This window comes from Candidatus Chloroploca sp. Khr17 (assembly GCF_004138165.1).
Taxonomy (GTDB): domain Bacteria; phylum Chloroflexota; class Chloroflexia; order Chloroflexales; family Chloroflexaceae; genus Chloroploca.
The window spans coordinates 94,120-114,141 of sequence record NZ_RYFF01000009.1 but is presented as its reverse complement, the minus strand read 5'-3'; the positions used below and the strand labels follow the sequence as shown (position 1 = coordinate 114,141).

Sequence of the window (20,022 nt, the reverse complement as noted above, 5' to 3'; positions counted from 1 at the left end):
GCGCTTGCCATGCCATCGGTGACGATTGCCGACATTGACGAGCGCGTGCGGCACCTTCCACCCAACACGTTGATTGTCGTCGATGATGTTGTCTCGTATGTCCTGGAGCGCGATCTGGCGAAGATCCTGCTCGATGCCGATAGCGACGCACGTGCAACGATGCTGGCATCTGAAAGGGAGAGCGAGGCAGCGCGAGGCGATGCCGCAATCCCATGCCAAGAAGCTCCCGCCAAGCCACGAAGGGTGAGCGCACCGCCACGCAAAACCTTGCGCCTTTGCGCCTTTGCGTCAAAACAACCAGCTTTTTGGCAAGGTATGGGAGCGAGACGGCGGGAGCGACGTCTCCTTCATATTGGGCGGCACATCCATAAAATACGCATTGAAGCAATAAATAGCGAAGCAAAGATATATATATTAATGATCAGTTTGCAACTACACTTAATATAGGAGAGCGTATGACTGCTGGTAATATATGCCTTGCAACAGGTGTGTTGGGTAAAGACAGTATTCCTGGGAAAGAGACATTGTTTAGTGATTTTACAATATACGAACACAAGTAATTTTAAATTTCAAAATTACGGTATTCCTAAGTTTGCCGCCAAACATCGCTCTGCACACGGACACCACTGGCGCGCCCGCTAACCTGGGTACAACTGCGAGCCGCAAACTGCGCCGTTCTCGCGGCTTTCCCGCCGACTGGCGGCGGCGTCGCCTTCTACGCGATCATTCCGCCGCCCAACGGCGAATATGCGCAGTTTGCTAGGGGCGTCGCATGCAGATACTTGCCTCGCTCTCGACGCCTGCCATCGGCATCGGTGAAGACCAGCGGTGCGCGGTAGCAAGCGGCTTGCCAAGGTGAATAAATATGTGCTAGTATAAGGCGTTTCTTCTGAGAAGACGGAGCAAATTTTATAACAACCTCACCGCTCGTAGCGCGTATTGAAGAAGCAAAAGAAACGATACAGAGGATACATCCATGCTCAAAGAACAAGAACGCACCGAGTTGCACCGCGCCATTTGGCAGATCGCCAACGACTTGCGCGGGAGCGTGGACGGCTGGGACTTCAAACAGTATGTTCTGGGGATACTTTTTTACCGCTTCATCAGCGAGAATCTTACCAGTTATATCAATGAAGATGAGCGGCGCAGTGGCAATGCGGATTTTGACTATGCTGCCCTTACGGATGCCCAGGCGGAGTTTGGACGGGCTGATACCGTCAGGGAAAAGGGGTTTTATATTTTACCGAGCGAGCTTTTTGTCAATGTCCGTGCCAAAGCACGCCATGATGCTAATCTCAATGAAACGCTGGCCGCCGTCTTCCGCAATATTGAAAGTTCGGCCAAAGGGGCGGATAGCGAAGATGACCTCAAAGGCTTGTTTGATGATCTCGATGTGAATGCCAGCAAGCTCGGCAATACGGTAGAAAAACGAAACCAAAAGCTGGTGAAGCTGTTGGAGGCGATCGGCGACCTGCGGCTGGGCAACTATGCCGACAATACGATCGATGCCTTCGGCGATGCCTATGAGTTTCTGATGACCATGTATGCGGCAAATGCTGGCAAGTCTGGGGGTGAATTTTTTACCCCGCAGGAAGTCAGTGAGTTGCTTGCTGAGATTACTACCGTCGGCAAAAAAGAGGTGAACAAGGTCTATGATCCGGCCTGCGGTTCCGGCTCTTTGCTGCTCAAATTCGTCAAGGTTCTCGGAAAAGAAAATGTCCGCCAAGGGTTCTTTGGGCAGGAAATCAACCTGACTATCTATAACCTCTGTCGGATCAATATGTTTTTGCACGATATCAACTACAATCACTTTGATATTGCGCACGGCGACACGCTGACGGATCCCAAGCACTGGGATGATGAGCCCTTTGATGCGATCGTTTCCAATCCGCCCTATTCCATCAATTGGGAGGGCGACAGCAATCCGCTGCTGATCAACGACCCGCGCTTTTCACCGGCGGGCGTCCTGGCCCCCAAGAGCAAGGCCGACCTGGCCTTTACCATGCACATGCTCGCCTGGCTTTCCACCATCGGCACGGCGGCGATTGTTGAATTCCCCGGTGTGCTCTATCGCGGCGGCGCCGAGCAGAAGATCCGCAAATATCTGGTCGATAACAATTACATCGATACCGTGATCCAACTGCCGCCCGATCTATTCTTTGGCACAACCATCGCGACCTGCATTATCGTGCTAAAAAAGAGCAAGAAGGACAACAAAACCCTCTTTATCGACGCCTCTGCCGAGTTTGTGCGCGGAGGCAACAAAAACAAGTTGAGCGATGAAAACCGCACCAAAATACTGAAGGCGTTTATCAAACGCGCCGACATTGAGCATTTTGCCAGGCTGGTAGATAATAAAAGCCTTGCAGAAAACGACTACAACATCGCGGTATCCTCCTATGTGGGGCAAAAAGATACCCGCGAGGTCATTGATATTGCAACCCTGAACACCGAGATAGCGGGCATTGTTGCCCGGCAAAACGAACTGCGTGCGGCGATTGATGCCATCGTGGCTGATATTGAAGGTGGACAGTAAGATGGTTCAGAAAATGAATACGATAGAAAAACTGATCGCCGAGCTTTGCCCTGAGGGGGTGGAGTTTAAGGAGTTGGGGGAACTCGGTGCGTTTTATGGCGGGCTGTCTGGAAAAAGCAAAGAGGATTTCAATAATGGTAATGCAAAATTCGTCACCTACATAAATATTTATTCTAACATCAAGATCAATACTGATATTGATGTTTTTGTAAAAGTAAGTAAAGACGAAAAACAAAACAGAATTGAATACGGAGATGTATTGTTTACCGGCTCATCGGAAACACCAGATGAATGTGGAATGTCCTCTGTTTTAACAACGCAGATAGATGAACCATTGTATCTAAATAGTTTTTGTTTTGGTTTCCGTTTTCATAAAATTAATTTAATTATGCCGGAATTTTCAAAATATCTGTTTAGAGATGAACAGATGAGGAAACAAATTGCAAAAACTGCCAGCGGAGTAACACGATTTAATGTCTCAAAAAAGCGTTTTGCAAAAATCAAAATTCCCATCCCACCCCTCGCCATCCAACAAGAGATCGTGAAAATTCTAGATGCCTTTACTACGCTGGAGGCAGAACTGGAGGCGGAACTGGAGGCGGAACTGGAGGCGCGCAAGAAGCAGTATGCGTATTATCGGGATGAACTGCTGACCTTTGGGGAGGATGTGGCGTGGAAGACGCTGGGGGAGGTGGCTACAAATCTTGATTCAAAACGTAAGCCTGTCACAAAAAGTGATCGCCAAGAAGGTGAATACCCGTATTATGGAGCCTCTGGAATCGTTGACTATGTGAGTGATTATATCTTCGATGGTGATTATTTGCTGGTTTCTGAAGACGGTGCAAATCTTTTGGCAAGGGTAACCCCCATTGCTTTTTCGGCATCTGGGAAAATATGGGTAAATAATCATGCACATGTTTTGGAGTTTGAAACATATATAGAAAGAAAATTTATTGAGTATTACCTAAACATGATTAACTTGAGCCGTTTTATATCTACTGCGGCACAGCCAAAATTGACACAGGACAATCTTAACAAAATACCAATCCCCATCCCACCCCTCGCCGAACAAGAACGCATCGTCGCCATTCTCAACAAATTCGACGCGCTGGTGAACGATATTTCGGTCGGCTTGCCGGCGGAACTCAACGCCCGGCGCAAGCAATATGAATACTACCGGAACCAGCTGCTGACGTTTGAGCCATTGGAAAAAGACCATGCCAACCACTAGCCACTACAATCTGGTCGCCGAAAACCCGCAGAGCACGGTGGTGGCAGAATACCAAGCCGTGTACCGTACCGCCACCTCGTACCAGAGCGAGGCGGAACTGGAGCACGTCTTTCTTGAGCAGTTGGAGGCACAGGCGTATGAGGTTCTGCCGATTACGTCTGAGGCCGATCTGAAGCTCAATCTGCGTAAACAGCTTGAAAAGCTCAATGACTTCACCTTTTCCGATGCCGAATGGGAGCGGTTTTTTACCGGCGAGATTGCCAACCCCAACCAGAGCATTGCCGAAAAAACCTTGACCATTCAGGAAGACCACATCAAAAATCTCAAAAGAGATGATGGAACCGTCAAAAATGTCTATCTGCTCCGCAAAGACAAGATTCACGAAAACAGTGTGCAGGTGATCAACCAATATGCCACCGTAGCCGGCCAAAGAGCCAACCGCTACGATGTCACCGTGCTGGTCAACGGCCTGCCGCTGGTGCATATCGAGCTAAAACGGCGCGGGGTAGCGATTCAGGAAGCCTTTAATCAGATCAACCGCTACCAGCGCGAGAGTTTCTGGGCAGGCTCGGGGCTTTTTGAGTATGTGCAGATTTTTGTCATCTCCAACGGCACATACACCAAATACTACAGCAACACCACGCGCTCGCAGCATATCAAGGAATCAAGCGAAGGCGCTGTCAAAAAAGGCAAGCGCACCAGCAACAGCTTTGAGTTTACCAGTTGGTGGGCAGACGCAAAGAACAAGTCCATTACCGACCTGGTGGATTTCACCAAAACCTTTTTTGCCAAACATACGCTGCTCAATATCCTCACCCGCTACTGCGTCTTTACCACCGACCAACAGCTTTTGGTGCTGCGGCCTTATCAGATCGCAGCGACCGAGAAGATCTTACGTAAAATCGAGATCAGCACCAACTATAAAAAACTCGGCTCCCTAGAGGCGGGCGGGTACATCTGGCACACCACCGGCTCGGGGAAAACCCTGACCAGCTTCAAGACGGCCCAACTGGCGAGCAAATTACCCTCTGTTGATAAAGTGCTTTTTGTAGTTGACCGCAAAGACCTTGATTACCAGACCATGCGCGAATACGACAAGTTTGAAAAAGGCGCGGCCAACAGCAATACCAGTACGGCCATCTTAAAGCGCCAGCTTGAAGATCCCAATGCGCGCATCATTATCACCACGATTCAAAAACTCGACCGGTTCATCAGCCGTAACAAAGGGCATCCTGTTTTTGACCGCCATATTGTGCTGATCTTTGATGAATGCCACCGCTCACAGTTTGGCGAAATGCATACCGCCATTACCAAGGCGTTCAAAAAATACCATCTCTTCGGCTTTACCGGCACGCCGATCTTTGCCGTGAATGCTTCTTCCGGCGGTCGGCCCAATTTGAAGACCACCGCGCAGGCGTTTGGCGATAAGCTGCACACCTACACTATTGTGGACGCTATTGCCGATAAAAATGTCTTGCCATTTAAGGTTGATTATATCTCTACCGTGCGCGAAGCCGACATCATCGAAGACAAAAAAGTGCGCGACATTGACCGCGAGGCAGCGCTGGCCGCACCGGAACGGTTGGCGAATATCGTCCAGTATATCCGCGAGCATTTTGATCAGAAAACCAAACGAAACAGCTTTTACCAACTCAAAGACCGCAGACTGGCGGGGTTTAACTCCATCTTTGCCGTTTCTTCCATTGATGCAGCCAAAAAATACTACGCTGAATTCCAAAAACAGCTAGCAGGCGTGCCGAGCGATCAAAAACTCAAAATAGCCCTTATTTACAGCTTTGGCGTCAACGAGCAAGACCTCGACGGTGTGATGGACGAGAACTCTGAAGACACCAGCGGGCTTGATACAAGCTCACGGGATTTTCTAGAGAACGCCATCAAAGATTACAACGCCATGTTCGGGACATCCTTTGACACCTCTTCCGATAAATTTCAGAATTACTACAAAGATGTCAGCGAACGGGTCAAAAACCGTGAAGTGGATATGCTGCTCGTGGTCAATATGTTTTTAACCGGTTTTGACGCGACGACGCTCAATACCCTGTGGGTAGATAAAAACCTGCGCTTGCATGGTCTATTGCAGGCCTTTTCGCGCACCAACCGCATCTTGAACAGCGTCAAGACATTCGGCACGATTGTCTGCTTCCGCAATCTGGAAAAAGCAACCAATGAAGCCATTGCCCTCTTTGGCGACAAAGAAGCCAGCGGGCTCGTGCTGTTAAAAGCGTATAACGAGTACTACAACGGCTATAAAGACGGCGACAAGGAAGTCCGTGGCTATGCCAGCCTGATTGAAGAGCTTTTGGCAACATTCCCGCTTGGCGAGCCAATGATCGGGGAGCAACATCAAAAGGATTTCATCCGGCTCTACAGTGCGATCTTGCGCCTGAGAAATATCCTGGTCACGTTTGACGACTTCAGCGGCAACGAACTGCTAACCGAGCGAGACCTCCAAGATTATCACAGCGCCTACATTGATCTCTATAACGAGTTCCGCAAAACAGATGAAGGCGAGAAAGAAAACATCAACGATGATCTCGTGTTTGAAATGGAACTTATCAAACAGATCGAAATCAACATTGATTATATTTTAGAGCTTGTCAAAAAGTACCATGAAGGTCACATCAAAGATCGCGAACTGCTTCTCGACATTAACAAAGCCATTGACTCAAGCGTTGAACTCCGCAACAAAAGAGAGCTCATCAACCAGTTTATCACCTCGCTGGATATCCATTCGGTCGTGGAAGAAGACTGGCGAAAGTACGTGGAAAAGAAAAGAATCGAGGAACTGGAAGAGATTATCAAACTCGAAAATCTTAATCACGACGAAACCTATAAATTTGTGCGCAACGCCTTTCGTAACGGCACGATCGCAACAACAGGCACCGCTCTCTCCAACGTATTGCCTCCCGTATCACGCTTTTCGCCTGGAGGCGAGCGTTCCAAAAAACGCGAGCGTGTTTTGGACACATTGACGCACTTCTTTGAGCGCTTCTTCGATATTTCTGGTGGGGTGTTGTAGCAAAAACGGCGCACATTACTATCAGCAAGGTAATCACAAATGGCTTTCGACCATTTCGCTGAATCAGCCGCTAAGTAGACTCCTCACCATTCTATGACCTCGCCAGAACAATGATTAGCGCCTATGAGCAGGCGGGAACACCGCTTTGGATTAGCCGCCAGGTGTTACGTGAATACCTTGCAACGCTTAGTATCGTTCACTGCTCAACAAGCTGGGAGTGGGTAACGAAAATTGCCCTTACCCACAGGCCCCCCACTGCTCCGGCGCCCGTAAATCGGTAAGCAGCACGGTGTCGAGGCTGACGGCGGTGGCCCCGGCCTCGAGCAGGGCGCGTGCGGCGGCAAGGCTTGTGACGCCGCCGCCGGCAATGATGGGCACTGTTACGGCTGCGGCGAGCGCGGTGAGCTGGCGTAGGACGATGGGGTGCAGCGCTGGCCCGTAGAGCAAGCCTTCGCGATAGCCTGTGGCGCTGGCGACGGCAGCGGGCAGACCGTCAGTCAGGGCCAGGCAGTCCGCCCCGGCCGCAACGACGGCCTCGGCGACGGCAAGCATCGTTGGCATAGCGCCCGACAATCTGGCGATCAATGGCAACGGTGTTGTGGCGCGCGCTGCTTTCACCAGGTGTTGGGCTGCGTGGGGCGTGACGGCATCAGAGTCAGCGAGCGCGATTTCGATCCCACGAACCGCGTCACTTGTCTCGAGTTCGGTGAGCAGGCGTTCAAGGTCAGGCGGATGCGTGGCGGCGACACTCACGATGACGGGCAGATTCCAGTTCCGCCACACTGGGGCAAAACGCTCACGCACCGTACGGATCCCGGGGTTGGCCTGATGATCACAAACCACCAGACCCGCCGGGGTTTCGTGGATCTGCGGGCGTGTACGGATTGGGCGCAGCGTCGTGGTGCGGGTGAACAGCGCGCCGAGTCCGTGGGTCGGTGGTTGACTGGTCAACCCGAGTTGGCGGGCGACTTCAACGCCATAGCCGACGCTGCCTGCCCCCGCGACGAGCGGCGTTGCCAGGCTGAGGGTATACGGATTGTGGGGCGCAAGATCATACATCAGCGTTGAGCCAGACTTCGCACCACCTCGACAATCAGGCGGCGCTCTTCAACCTTGATCCGTTCGTGCAGCGTTGTCGGTGTATCATCAGGATGCAGGGGCACTTCGGCGCGGGCGAGCACCGGCCCATCGTCCACCCGGGGCGTCACCCGATGAATCGTACAGCCACTGACCGGCAACCCACGTTGCACCGCCTCATCAACCACGTGGGCGCCACGCAGGGCGGGTATGACCAAGCCCGTGCTTGTGGTCACGGTATCGCTGCCATCATCAGGCAAGAGCGCAGGATGCTGATTGATCACCCGCTGGGGGAACCAGTTCAAAAAAGCGGGCGAAAGAATCCGCATAAAACCCGCGAGCACCACCAAGTCGGGGGTAAAGGCCGCCGTCACCGCAGCGAGGCGTTGTTCCCACGCGGCGCGCACCAGCGCCCGTTGCGGGCCACGCGGCGCAGCGGGCAACGGCACGTGGGCCGTTGCCACCCCGCGCTGCAGCGCACGTTGCAGCCCATATGCGGTAGCCTGGTCACTTACGACCAGGCTCACCTGCGCCCCCAGTTGCCCGGCATCCTCGGCCTCGAAGAGTGCCTGAAGATTCGAGCCTGTGCCACTCAGCAAGACCGCAACCTGATACATAAAGAATTACTTCTGAGCGTGTGCCGCCGCAGCATAGTCCAGCAGCTGCCCGCTAGCGAGTGCCCGTGCCCATGAACGAGGCTGGCGCTCGCGCCAATTGCCCTTGTGGTACACATACCCGGCGAGCAACGGGAAGGTCACCGTCGCCTCACCAAAGACCATCTGCTCTTGCGCAAGGCTCACCTTGCCCCACGAGTTGGCCTCTTTGAGGGTTGACCCCGAGAGCGCCCCATCACGTTCATCGGCCACGGTCAATTGTACCGCATACTGGTGCATTGCGGCCTCATAGCCAAGGAACTCGGCGGACACGACAATATCCTGGACAAAATTCTTGGGCACACCGCCGCCGATCATCAGCAACCCGGTGGTCCCAGCCCAGACCTTGATCGCCGTGAGTTCGCGGAAATCCTTGACACTATCAATGCTGACATGGCGGTCGGGATGGGCAACCTGGTGGGCAACGAGCCCGAAGCCAGCCGAGCAATCCGAGAACGCCGGTACAAAGATCGGCACGTCGCGGCGATACGCTTCGAGCACAATGCTCTCGGCGTCGGGATGGTGCTCGGCGAGGTACGCGCCCATGGCCTGAATGAACTCGCGGCTCGAATAGGCACGCGGTTCCAGCGTTTCCGCGATCACACGGATCGTCTCATCGCAAACACGCAGTTCTTCTTCATCAATATAGGTATCGTAGATGCGGTCAATCATCTGCTCGCGCAGCGCATTATCATCGGCGAAGGGGTTGCCCTGGTAATGCCGGAAGCCGAGCGCCTCGAAGAAATCTTGGTCAACAATATTTGCGCCGGTCGAAACAATTGCATCAACCGCATTGCAGCGCAACAGATCGAGGATCACACCCTTTTGCCCGGCTGAAATCAGGCTCCCGGCGAGGGTCAAGATCACGGTCGCCTGCGGATCGGCAACCATTGCATCGGCAATCTGCGCCGCACGCGCCAGATTGCGCGCCTGAAATGCCGTTTGCCCCATCATCTCGATCAGCGGAACCACATTCACCCGCTTGATATCAAGATGCTCGACCATCGTATGCAGCAGTTCTTCTTTTGCCATCACAACCCTCCTTCTGGTATCTCAAGGCGATAAAAAAAGCCCCGGCTAAGGAATCTACGGTACGCCTGCGCGCCCGCCATCAATTCCCAACGTGGCTGATATACATATTATATCACATTCGTACGCGCAAAGCACCGCTCTTGCCGCACCCTCTAGGGCTGATGCAACGTCATGCTGATCGTCCGCAGATTACGCAGATTACGCAGATTTGATATTTTTTGTCCAAAAACGTATTATACTGAAGTTGGTCTGTACATTTGAGGCAACAGCATCAATGATTCGTATGAAACGTATTCTTCGTCAAGGGAGGCTTGGGCGTCTTGGGCGCCTCTGTTTTTTTGGTCTCCTCCTCCTCCATTTTGTTAGTACCCTTGTACAGCCTGTCGCCGCACAGGCTCGTGGGCCACTCTTTACGGTCGAGTTGAGTGGTGTCGTCAGTACCCACACGGTTGATTATCTCCGGCGCACGTTGCGTGAAGCCGAAGCGAATGACGCTGAGCTCTTGCTTATTGAGTTGGGTGTGACGGGTGCGGTGTTACGTGATGTACGTCTGGTTGCCGCCGATCTTGCGAATGCCAGTGTGCCCGTCGTGGTTTTTGTTCCGCCCGGGATCGCGAGCGGCGCCGCAGGTTCGTGGTTGTTAGCGGCCTCGCATGTTGCTGCCATGGCCCCGAATACCTCCTTTGGGGTTCCGGTGCCTCTGATCGAAGCCAATGCCAACCTCGGCGAGCAGGCGCGTGAGTTGTTGCTCAACGAGGCGATCCTCCAGCTTGGCTCCTGGAGCCGCGACCGGGGACGGAACGATGGCTGGGTTGAACCGGCTGTCCGTGAGGGCATTGTGCTTAGCAATGCTCAGGCCATTGAACTTACGCCACCGGCAATCAATTTGGTTGCACGCGACCGCGAAGAGTTGTTGACCCTGCTGGAAGGGCAGGTTGTTGTGCTTGCTGATGGCGAGACCCGTACGTTGCGTACGCTTGGGCAACCTACAAAGCCCCTTGAGCCGACGCTGTGGGAAATGCTCTTGATGCTGCTCGCCAATCCTACCGTGGCCTTTCTGTTGCTGATCATGGCAGGCTTTGCCGCCTATGCCGAACTCGTGACACCGACGCTCGGTGTGCTGGCCGGGTTGGCCTTGATCTTGCTCATGATGGCTCTGGTTGGCCTTTTTGCCTTGCCCGTACGCTGGTTGGCCGTGATGGGCCTCTTTCTTGCGTTCGGGCTCGTTGCCGCTGATCTCTTTTTGCCTTCCCAGGGCACTGTTACGGTGCTTGGCTTGGTCTTACTGGTGGTGAGCGCCATGATGATGTTTGACAATGCGCAGGCTCCGGGTGTGGCGGTAGCGTTCTGGGCGATTGTGCTGGTGGCGGTCTTGATTGCCGCGTTTGCGACGGTGGGTGTGTTGCTGGCCGTGCGGGCACGCAATGCACCGGTGACAACTGGCCAGGAGGGCCTGGTCGGACGCCTGGCTGAAGTCCGTAAACGCCTCGAACCCGAGGGAATGGTGTTTGTTGAGGGGGCGCTTTGGCGTGCGCTCAGCGAAGATGGTGAGATTGAAATTGGTGAGTGGGTGAGGGTTACCGGGGTTTATGACCTGCGCTTGATGGTGAAACGTCTTGCGCCGACGGCGACCACGGGTGAGCGCCCGCACGAACCAAACCCAACCAAGTAGTTTAGTCTGAAGGAGTGCGATAATGACTGGTGGAAGTGGTCTTTTTTTGCTTGCCTGTCTGGGCGTCCTAGGCTTTGTGGCCCTGATGGTCTTGCTTTCGTCGATCAAGATTGTGCCTGAATATGAGCGCGGGGTGATCTTTCGCCTTGGACGCCTGGTTGGTGCCCGTGGTCCAGGCCTCTTTTTTGTGGTTCCGGTCTTCGAGCGTATGGTGCGCGTGGATACCCGTGTCATTACGATGGACGTGCCAGCGCAAGAAGTTATTACCCTGGATAACGTCACCATCAAGGTCAATGCGGTGCTCTATTTTCAGGTGATCAATCCCAACTGGGCGGTCACCAAAGTGATGGACTATATTCGTGCGACGATGCAGATTGCCCAGACAACCCTGCGCTCGGTTGTTGGTCAGGGTGAGCTTGACGAGTTGCTGGCCAAGCGTGAAGTGATCAATCAGAAGCTCCAGCAGATCATTGATGAACAGACTGAACCCTGGGGCATCAAAGTGACGATCGTTGAGGTCAAGGATGTCGAGTTGCCTCAGAATATGCAACGGGCGATGGCCAAGCAGGCTGAGGCTGAGCGTGAGAAGCGCGCCAAGCTGATCCACGCCGAGGGTGAATTGCAGGCGAGTCGGGCTCTCGCCGATGCTGCCGCCATCATTGCCAGTGAGCCGGTTACCCTCCAGTTGCGTTATCTCCAGACGCTCACTGAGATCGCCGTCGAGAAGAATAGTACGATTATCTTCCCGTTGCCGATCGAGACGATCAAGCAGTTTATGCCTACCGAGGAAAAGCTGCGGTAGCAACGGGCGATCTCTGGTCGCCCGTCGCTAGCGCAAGGTGGGTACGTCAGTAAGTTCGCTTGGGCTAGCGGAAACGACCAGCACAGCTGGTCGTTTCCGCTATAGCAGTCCTAACAGGTTTGTGTCTACGGAGTGCCGGCTTTAGCCGGCTAAAGCCGGCACTCCTGTTTACAATCCAAACAGGACTGCTATAGCCCAAGGATGGGCTTTAGGGGGTTAACTCTAAACGTAGTAAAGACTCAATAAAATCACAAAACAGGAATAGAATTATGGGGCTTTGACAAGCAAAAAACACGAATTTATAATAATTCAGGTGCTTGCGATGTTTTCATTCTGTCGATAGGAAGTTATCACGTATGTTACACCAGACCACGCGCCTCCGTAAGGGAGTAGCCGCGCTTTTCGCCTCGTACCTTTTTATCTATCCCTGGTCGATTGCCCTTATCGCGCTTGATCGGGTGCCTGTCTGGGGCACATGGATGGGTGGGGTGCTGCTCTTGCTGCAGGGTTCGTTGGTGGGGCTCTGGCTCATTGTCAATTTTGGGCGGTGGGGTGCGTTCGCTTCGCTCTGGATCCTCTTTCTTTCGTGGCTGGTTGAACATACCGGGGCTACAACGGGCTTTCCCTTTGGGGCATTTTCGTATACCGAGGTGCTGCAGCCCCAGATTTTCGGCGTGGTGCCGCTCGCGATTCCCTTTGCGTGGTTGCTGGTGGTGACGACCGCAATGGGTGTCGGTGAATTGATCCTGGGTCGTGAAAATCGCCCGATGGCCGAGGATCAGCAGGTGAGCAGTACCAAGGTCTTGATGGCGGCGGTCTTTGCCCTTTTGCTCGATGTGACGATCGAGCCGTTTGCGGTGAATATCAATGGGTACTGGGTCTGGAGTGGGACGCCAGATGACATCTATTATGGCATTCCGCTTTCGAATTTTGTGGCCTGGTTTGTGACTAGTCTGCTGCTGAGTTGGGTCTTGTTGCGCTATCGTGCCCAGGCCGCCCGCCAACGTGAGGCGGCCTATGCGCTCGCTGATGTGCAACGCGATGCGGCGCAGTTCTTCTGGCCCTGGTTGCCGGTGACCCTCTATTTGACCAATTTGACGATGTTTGTGCTCGTTAATCTGTCGCGTGGGCAAGAGGTCGCGGCGTTGATCGGTGGCTTGATCATGCTGGCACTTGCTTTTCATTGGGGCTTGCCACGGTTGGCCCGCCGTATGCGTGATGCCGAGCAGGAGTCGGGGGCGTAAAGCCCCCGGCTGGGGCTTGGGGGCCTTATAAGACCTCACAGGTCTTCAAGACCTGTGAGATCTGCGCGCCGATCCCTCACCCTCGGGTGCGTCGGAAGAGGCGGAGAAACCTGTCGAATTGCTGGTCAATGCCGCGTTGCCCACGCAAGATGACGGCAAAGCGGTCGCGCTGCTCACCCACAACGTCGTCGCGCAAGGCGTCACACGCCTGCGTTAGGCGCTTGTTGAGGTCGCGCATCGTTGCGCGGGCCGAGTCTGGCTCAGTGACGCGATGCACTGGCCCGATGCGGATAAAGGCGTGTGGGCGCTGTTCGCCTAAAAATTCATAGCGCAAGGCGACCGGGCACAGGTTCACGTCACCGTTGAGTTGCGTAATGATGCGCGCAATCCCCGGATATGTCACGAGGGGGCGCTGATCCTGCGGTACGATCCGCCCCTGCGGGAAGATAAAGACTGATCGCGCTTGCGATCCCTTGCGTTCGCGCAATAGCTTGACCGTGTAGGCCAGCGCACGCTCGGTCGCTTCGGGGTTGCTTCGGTCAAGCCCGAAGGCTCCTGACCAGGTGAAAAAGCGGTATGCACGCAGTTGCTTCTCTTCCATCAACAGGTGCGCGTCGAAACGTCCCCGCAAGACGACGCGGTGGATGGCATACATCAGATAGCCATCCCACCAGGCACTGTGGTTGAGATAGAGGATAAGCGGCCCGTCGTCAGGGTCGGGAAGAGGGCCGTGACTCTGCAGCCAGACCCGGTCAAAACTGCTCCAGAGCGACCAGCGCGCAAAGAACCAGTAGAGCAGTTCGTCGCCGAGCCAGTTTTTGGCGGCTGGAAACCTGGGGCGGGGCGCATCGCTCACGTCAGAGCCTCGGGGTGCAAGGCGTGCGCACGTCCATAGACCATGTGCGCCAGGCTGATGAGCTCAGGGGCTAGCTCGTCGAGGTCGGCCTCGGCGGGCGCATAGAGCTCGCTGAGCACCTCGATTGCCGCCGCATCCAAGGCATGGCGCAGCGGCCACAGCCCTTCTGTCGTGCCGTCGGTGAAAGCGATGATCACTGCAAAACGCCGTCGCTGGACCGGGGCGGCATGCTCGATCAGCCGCACGAGCGAATGTAGGCGTGCTGGCAATTTTCCTCCCGGCAAGGGCGTTGTAATGAGCAAGACATCGGCGTCGGCGATGTCGTTGACCACCGGCGTAGTCAGCGGGTCGTCGAGCGAAGGCAGGTCAGTGCTGATCAGGACTTCACCGAAATAGGCCGCCCGTTTGACGGGGGCAAGGGCCGCAAGCATCAGATCGAGGCTGGCGGGGGCCGGGCCACTTGCCATTGTGCTGCCACAGATGCCGAGGGTAAAGATGTAGCCGTCGTGCATGCCCTTACCTTATGCTTACCTGGTCAACCCAGTGCTCTGGGGTGGTTACGTGCTGAAAGAAAGTCTGGATATGGTTGCGCGCTTCGTCGAGGGTGCTTGCGTGATGCACGGCGACGCGCAGGTGGCTGCTGTTGGGCATGCCCAGGGCAAACTGGCCGATCAATTGCTTGATTTTGTTGAGCGCCAGGCGGTCGGGCATCTCTTCTTCACACATCCCCATATAGCGCAACAGAAAATCGAGTTTATCGTTCGGCCCTGGCTCGAAGACCGCTTCGCCCCGGCGCAACTGCCCGATTTGCACAAAGATCCAGGGGTTTTCCATGGCACCGCGCCCGATCATCACCCCGTCTGCGCCACTCTCATAGAGACGAACCAGCGCGTCTTCAGCGGTTTTTACGTCGCCACTGCCAATGACCGGAATGGTCACGACCTGCTTGACGGCGGCGATCCGACTCCAATCGGCACTCCCTTTGTAGCCTTGCTCGCGGGTCCGTGGGTGCAAAGCGAGTGCGGCAATGCCCGCAGCCTCGGCAAGCCGGGCTGTCTCAAGAAAATTGAGATTGTGCTCGTCCCACCCGGCGCGAAATTTGAGCGTCACCGGGATCGTGACGGCTGCCGTCACCGCCCGCAAGACCCGTTCCATCTTGGGCAGGTCGCGCAGCAACGAGGCCCCGTGACCGCCACCGGTGACCTTGGGCGAGGGACAGCCGCAGTTGATATCGAGAATATCGGCCCCCAACCCTGCGACGGTACGGGCCGCTTCGGCAATCAAATCAGGATCATTGCCCGAAATCTGCATCGTCAGTGGGCGCTCTTCGGGGTAAAAATCGAGCAGTTTATGGCGTTTCAAGGCCTTGGGCGTGACACTAGCTGCATTGGTCATCTCGGTGCTGACCAGGCCGCACCCACCGAGGCGCAGGATCATCCGGCGAAAGATGCTATCAGTCACCCCTGCCATTGGGGCAAGGGTGATATTTGGGGCAATCTTGATGTCGCGAATAGCGTAACTCGAGGGCAGTGCCTCGATGATGGTTGACGTGAGCATAGCTAGATTATAGCGCAGCCTGAACGGAATTGTAAAGAATCGTCTTGACAGCGTGCGTTGCACGGCGTAGCATTACACCATGCAACCTCAGCGAGGAGGTAGGGTATGGGGAACAGTAATGGCTCCGATCCGTTGCACGGCCCGGATCTGCGGCTCTCACAGACGTGCAAGGCCATTGGCAATCCGGTTCGTCTGGCGATCTTGCGGTATGTGTTGCGGCATCCCGATTGCATTGGGAACGAGATCCTGCTTCATCTCCCCGATGGTGGCCCTCACGCACAGTCAACGTTGTCACAGCATCTGCGGGTCTTGCGTGATGCCGAGTTGCTCGAAGCCTATTCAGATGGCCCCGCCGTCTGCTACCGGGTCAATGCAAGCCAGATCGCCTGGCTACGCGATCAGTTCGGTGCCATGGTTTGATAAGATCGCCTGCGCTGCCTGATGTCCACTCTCGATGGCCCCATGCACGGTTGCCAGATGGCCGTTCGTCGCGCACGCCTCGCCCGCAAAGTAGAGCACCTCGCCAACCGGTGCGGCGAGCATGGCGCGGGCCGAACCCATGCCAACCGGACTGTAACTATAGGCCCCGTTGCTCCACGGATCGTGGGACCATGCGCTCATCCGGCCTCCTCGCCATGCCTGGCGTACTTCGGAGCCAAAAAGGATCGTCAGTTCATTCAGGGCTAGGGTGAGGGCTTGATCTTCACTCATATGCGCGAGCGCGAGCGCCGCCGCCCCACCCTGATAGCCCATGAGCGCTGGCGTGGTGGTGCTCACCACCGGCCACCAGGTGACGATGTTGCCATCGGTGCTCATGATGGTGAAGGGGTCCCAGTACTGCCGGTCGAACCAGAGCACAAGCTTGGTCACGTGGCCCATGGCGATGCGCTCGAGGGCGGCCTGTTTGGTGGCGGGCAGCTCAGGGCTAAAGGTGATTGCTCCCGCCTGAAGCACCCCCAATGGCACGGTGATGAGCACGTGGGGGGCGGTGTGCTGAGTGCCATCCATCAGGGTCACGACGGCTTCGCCGGGTTGCCAGGCGATCTTGGTGACCGGAGCGCCGGTCTTGATGGTCAACCCAGCGGCCATAGCTGCTACCAGGGTCGCGTAGCCATCGAGCAGGTGGAAATTGCCCTGCCCGTTGGTGCTGGTGCGCCGTTCGTGGGCCAGGGCGGTCGCGCTCAAGCGTGCAGGGTCAGCCCCTTCGAGGTTTGCCAGCCAGCGCAGGGTCATCTGGGCCGCTGGCTCGTCAGGGTCAGCGAGGTTGGCAATCACGTCGGCCACACTTCGCTCGGGGCCAGCATAGGTGGTGATGGCCTCGTAGAATTGATACGTCAGGGCGATGCACGGATCGTCGGTGGCAAGCAGGGTTCCCCGGCGGGCAAAACGGCGATCACTTCCCCAGGCTTGGGTCCGTAGCCCGGCAGCCTGCACATACTGCCAGGTTGCCGCCTGCGCACCATGAATAAACTCGGCCCCGAGTTCAACCGGCCCATAGCGGTGATCCGTCCAGATCCTGCCCCCGATGCGTTCACGTGCTTCGAGCAGCACCACCTTCCAACCGGCCTGGTGGAGGCGCTGACCTGCGGCGAGCCCAGCGGCTCCTGCGCCAATAATGATCACCTCGTTCATGGTCGCACCTACGCTTATTGGGTACTAAAGATCAGATCACGTCGGGCAAACGCATAGATCGCAAGCCCGAGCAGTGAAACGAGGAGTGACGTTTGGGCGAAGAGATTCGCCAGGGCTGTGGCGGAACTATAATCGCGGGTGACCGCGAGTTGAAAGCCATAAAATGCGGGCACCAGGGGGCCCCCGAGCAGCGCCTGCAGGGCGCGGAGCAGCGACCGCATTGCTTCGGGAAGCGCATTGAGCAGTTGCCCCCCGATGAAATTCCCTGAAAAAGCGAGTGCGATCAGGCTCAAAATAAAGAGTCGCCAGCCGGTTGGCAAGACCAGCGGTGAAAGCAAAAGCATCAAGGCGGCGAGCAGGCCAATATTAAGGAGCAACGGCAGGGTGCCGAGCAGCCAGTTGAGCAGATCAAGCTCGGCGGGAGGATTGAGCAAGGCGACGATGAGTGAGACAAGCCCATATGTCCCAAAAACAAGCGTCCACGCCGTAAAAAAGAGCCCGAGGAGAAACGTGGCTCGTCCGATGCCCCGTGAGACGACGACATAACCCTGGGGGCGATCGCCGAGGCTGATCACGATTGCCATCGTATAGAGCGTCAGCAGCGGCGTAAAGATGCCGACGACATTGAAAAAGTAGGTCGCGTCCATTGGGCGACGCAAAAAGATCGCATAGATCAGCAGGGCGGCAATGATCTCGATGGCAACCCTTCCCGAGCGTAGATATTCGAGTAGTGAAAAGCCGATAAATCGTAGCAGCCGCATAGCTCTGTTCGTCTCCTGTGGCTCAACGGTGCCTTATTTGTCTTCGGTCTTTCCGGTTTGCAACAGTTCATGCAAAAGAGGATCGCGCTCACCCTGGCGCTCGGGTGACGCCACCTGCTCGTGAGGCGTGCGGGTGAGGATGGGGCGCTGTGAGTCATTGAATATGCCCAAGGACGTGTGCAGGCCGCTCGGTAGCTTGGTGGCTTGAATGGTTTCAAGGTAGAGGCGTTCAATGGGGTTTTCCAGCGGCTCGAGCATCAGGATGACCACATTCGCATCTAGCAGGGTTCGCAAAACCGCCGCTTGCAAGCGTGGTGAATTCTGGCTGATGCGCACACTCTGCCCTTCGCAATGGATGCCTGGCCCAAGGGCGTGCAGTGCTTCATGGACATGTGCGGTCATCCCTTGCACCTTGATCCGTACGCTACTCACGATGCCCTGCAGGTCAGCGACCTTTCGTTCGACCGCAATGCGCCCGTTCGCCATAATCCCGACGCGATCACAGAGTTGATCAATCTCGTGCATATAATGCGTACACAGAAAGAGCGTGTGGTTGCGCTGGCGCACCTCGTTGAGCAGGTCGATCACCTCACGCTGTCCCGCAGGATCGAGGCCACTGGTAGGCTCATCAATCACCAAGAGATCGGGATCCATCAGCAACGCCTGGGCAATGCCAAGGCGTTGCAGCATGCCCTTCGAGAAGGTTGCCAGGCGGCGGTCGGCTACCTCGGTGAGGCCCACCAGGGCTAATTCACGGTCAACCCGCTCGTGCATAACTGCCCCGGTCAACCCGCTGAAACTTCCGAGAAAGCGCAGGTACTCACGGGCACTGTAGGCCATATGGTAACGCTGCCGTTCGGGCAGATAACCCACCCGTAGCCGGATCTGCTCAAGCCTGGTGGTGCCGAGCAGTGCGATCCGCCCTCGGTCAGGTCGCAAAAAGCCCAGCATCAGATGGATCAACGTCGATTTGCCTGCCCCGTTGGGTCCCAGCAAGCCGAAGGACTCGCCTGTTCCGACCCGCAGATTGAGCCCTTGCAACACTGACACATCGCCATAGGCCTTGTACAGATTAGCGATTTCAATAACGGCTGTCACTGAAGCTCCAAGCATTTAGCGTACCACACTTAGGACTACCGTTGCGACTAGGGTCAACGGTAGGGGCCAAATCAAACAGAAGCGCAGGGCATCGGGCAGGGTCAGGCGGGCCTGGCGACCATCAAAGTTACGCAAGAGCAGTGCCCCGATCACGATCCCACCAACGATCAGCGGCAAGCTGATGAAGGCTGGAACCAGGCCGACTGGTAACACGGCCACGAGCACTGCTGCGAGCAACATTCCGGCCCGCAGATCACGGGCTAGTTTGTCCAAAGCCTGTCCATCGGCAGCGAGCCCGGCCGCCACCCCCCCTGGGGTGATAAACTCTTCAGGGCCAAAGGGCCCCCACCCGATCGCGATTGGGAAGGCGATCAGAGCCCCGAGCAGGGCGAGCAGATGGGCAAGTAGAGCGATTGTATCCCAGCGTTGATGCAAGGTCAAGGCCACCGCGAGGGAACACCACAACAAGGCCCGCGCAAAAGTACCAAGCTGGGCTTCGCGGATTGCCGCCCGCCCGAGCGCCGGTCTTCCGGTGAGCAAAGCTGGCACAAGGGGCACCAGAAAGGCTAGTTCAAAGACGATCCATGCCCAGAGCCAGCTTGCCATAGGCCCACTCGGATGCAGCGGCCAAGGCAACAACGCCAACCCCAGGCTCGCCAGCACCAGTCCAGCCAGATGTGCCCGTCCCTCCTGGCTTTGGAGTGCTGCCATGCCCTCGACACCAGGCTTGCCCCGGCGTACCACACGGTAGAGCATCCCCGCGACAAGGGCGGTCAACACCCCGGGATACAGTAGCGCCGAGCCAATGATTAATAGAAGATCATTCATACG

General features: G+C 55.8%; 18 protein-coding genes. 8 read left to right on the top strand and 10 right to left on the bottom strand.

The genetic code is table 11. The features are described from left to right. Positions 1–9: 9 nt before the first annotated feature. The 4 genes from EKD05_RS07905 (at position 10) to EKD05_RS07890 (ending at position 6,807) form a co-directional block, all read left to right on the top strand. Entirely contained in the window at positions 10–447 is a 438-nt protein-coding gene (locus tag EKD05_RS07905; protein ID WP_129671896.1) for a hypothetical protein, read from the top strand. Between the two features lie 529 nt (positions 448–976). Further along, the gene (locus EKD05_RS07900) at positions 977–2,536 is read left to right on the top strand and encodes a type I restriction-modification system subunit M (RefSeq protein ID WP_129671895.1); all 1,560 of its coding nucleotides are present in this window, start codon (positions 977–979) and stop codon (positions 2,534–2,536) included. A 1-nt stretch (position 2,537) separates the two neighbouring features. Next, on the top strand, positions 2,538–3,767 hold the full coding sequence (locus EKD05_RS07895; protein WP_205703887.1) for a restriction endonuclease subunit S: 1,230 nt from the start codon (positions 2,538–2,540) through the stop codon (positions 3,765–3,767). After that, positions 3,754–6,807 (top strand): type I restriction endonuclease subunit R, encoded by a 3,054-nt coding sequence (locus EKD05_RS07890; protein WP_129671894.1) that lies wholly within the window; start codon positions 3,754–3,756, stop codon positions 6,805–6,807. Before EKD05_RS07895 ends, EKD05_RS07890 begins: the two co-directional genes overlap by 14 nt. A 237-nt stretch (positions 6,808–7,044) precedes the next feature. Here EKD05_RS07890 and EKD05_RS07880 read toward each other — a convergent pair whose 3' ends face one another. The 3 genes from EKD05_RS07880 to EKD05_RS07870 are packed head-to-tail and all read right to left on the bottom strand — an operon-like array spanning position 7,045 to position 9,569. Then, a complete protein-coding gene (locus EKD05_RS07880) occupies positions 7,045–7,866 on the bottom strand; it encodes a dihydroorotate dehydrogenase (protein ID WP_129671893.1) in 822 nt (273 codons plus the stop codon). Further along, positions 7,866–8,501: a phosphoribosylglycinamide formyltransferase gene (gene purN, locus EKD05_RS07875; RefSeq protein ID WP_129671892.1), complete on the bottom strand. Its 636-nt coding sequence runs from the start codon at positions 8,499–8,501 to the stop codon at positions 7,866–7,868. The genes EKD05_RS07880 and purN overlap by 1 nt, the downstream gene beginning before the upstream one ends. Positions 8,502–8,507: 6 nt before the next feature. Further along, positions 8,508–9,569 (bottom strand): deoxyhypusine synthase, encoded by a 1,062-nt coding sequence (locus EKD05_RS07870; RefSeq protein WP_129671891.1) that lies wholly within the window; start codon positions 9,567–9,569, stop codon positions 8,508–8,510. A gap of 283 nt (positions 9,570–9,852) precedes the next feature. On the opposite strand from EKD05_RS07870, the gene EKD05_RS07865 reads away from it, so the two are divergent. The 3 genes from EKD05_RS07865 (at position 9,853) to EKD05_RS07855 (ending at position 13,287) form a co-directional block, all read left to right on the top strand. Beyond that, on the top strand, positions 9,853–11,241 hold the full coding sequence (locus EKD05_RS07865; protein ID WP_129671890.1) for a nodulation protein NfeD: 1,389 nt from the start codon (positions 9,853–9,855) through the stop codon (positions 11,239–11,241). A 22-nt stretch (positions 11,242–11,263) separates the two neighbouring features. Then, complete coding sequence (locus tag EKD05_RS07860; protein ID WP_129671889.1) at positions 11,264–12,043, top strand: slipin family protein; 780 nt, start codon at positions 11,264–11,266, stop codon at positions 12,041–12,043. A 356-nt stretch (positions 12,044–12,399) separates the two neighbouring features. Next, complete coding sequence (locus EKD05_RS07855) at positions 12,400–13,287, top strand: carotenoid biosynthesis protein (RefSeq protein ID WP_129671888.1); 888 nt, start codon at positions 12,400–12,402, stop codon at positions 13,285–13,287. Between the two features lie 76 nt (positions 13,288–13,363). Here the strand turns inward: EKD05_RS07855 and EKD05_RS07850 are convergent, their stop codons facing one another. Genes EKD05_RS07850 through dusB form a run of 3 tightly spaced genes read right to left on the bottom strand, consistent with a single transcriptional unit; the run spans position 13,364 to position 15,700 of the window. After that, the gene (locus EKD05_RS07850; protein WP_129671887.1) at positions 13,364–14,143 is read right to left on the bottom strand and encodes a lysophospholipid acyltransferase family protein; all 780 of its coding nucleotides are present in this window, start codon (positions 14,141–14,143) and stop codon (positions 13,364–13,366) included. After that, on the bottom strand, positions 14,140–14,655 hold the full coding sequence (locus EKD05_RS07845) for a hypothetical protein (protein WP_129671886.1): 516 nt from the start codon (positions 14,653–14,655) through the stop codon (positions 14,140–14,142). The genes EKD05_RS07850 and EKD05_RS07845 overlap by 4 nt, the downstream gene beginning before the upstream one ends. Before the next feature lie 4 nt (positions 14,656–14,659). Further along, a complete protein-coding gene (gene dusB / locus EKD05_RS07840; protein ID WP_129671885.1) occupies positions 14,660–15,700 on the bottom strand; it encodes a tRNA dihydrouridine synthase DusB in 1,041 nt (346 codons plus the stop codon). Positions 15,701–15,805: 105 nt separating this feature from the next. On the opposite strand from dusB, the gene EKD05_RS07835 reads away from it, so the two are divergent. Further along, positions 15,806–16,120 (top strand): helix-turn-helix transcriptional regulator, encoded by a 315-nt coding sequence (locus EKD05_RS07835; protein ID WP_129671884.1) that lies wholly within the window; start codon positions 15,806–15,808, stop codon positions 16,118–16,120. Here the strand turns inward: EKD05_RS07835 and EKD05_RS07830 are convergent. From EKD05_RS07830 to EKD05_RS07815, 4 genes are read right to left on the bottom strand one after another with little or no spacing between them, the layout of a single operon-like run. After that, positions 16,091–17,332: an NAD(P)/FAD-dependent oxidoreductase gene (locus EKD05_RS07830; RefSeq protein ID WP_129671883.1), complete on the bottom strand. Its 1,242-nt coding sequence runs from the start codon at positions 17,330–17,332 to the stop codon at positions 16,091–16,093. The two genes, EKD05_RS07835 and EKD05_RS07830, sit on opposite strands and share 30 nt — an antisense overlap. 14 nt (positions 17,333–17,346) lie before the next feature. Then, positions 17,347–18,093 (bottom strand): hypothetical protein, encoded by a 747-nt coding sequence (locus tag EKD05_RS07825; RefSeq protein ID WP_129671882.1) that lies wholly within the window; start codon positions 18,091–18,093, stop codon positions 17,347–17,349. Between the two features lie 33 nt (positions 18,094–18,126). Continuing rightward, positions 18,127–19,191: an ABC transporter ATP-binding protein gene (locus tag EKD05_RS07820; RefSeq protein ID WP_240695681.1), complete on the bottom strand. Its 1,065-nt coding sequence runs from the start codon at positions 19,189–19,191 to the stop codon at positions 18,127–18,129. Between the two features lie 15 nt (positions 19,192–19,206). Next, on the bottom strand, positions 19,207–20,019 hold the full coding sequence (locus EKD05_RS07815; RefSeq protein ID WP_129671880.1) for a hypothetical protein: 813 nt from the start codon (positions 20,017–20,019) through the stop codon (positions 19,207–19,209). Between the last annotated feature and the right edge of the window lie 3 nt (positions 20,020–20,022).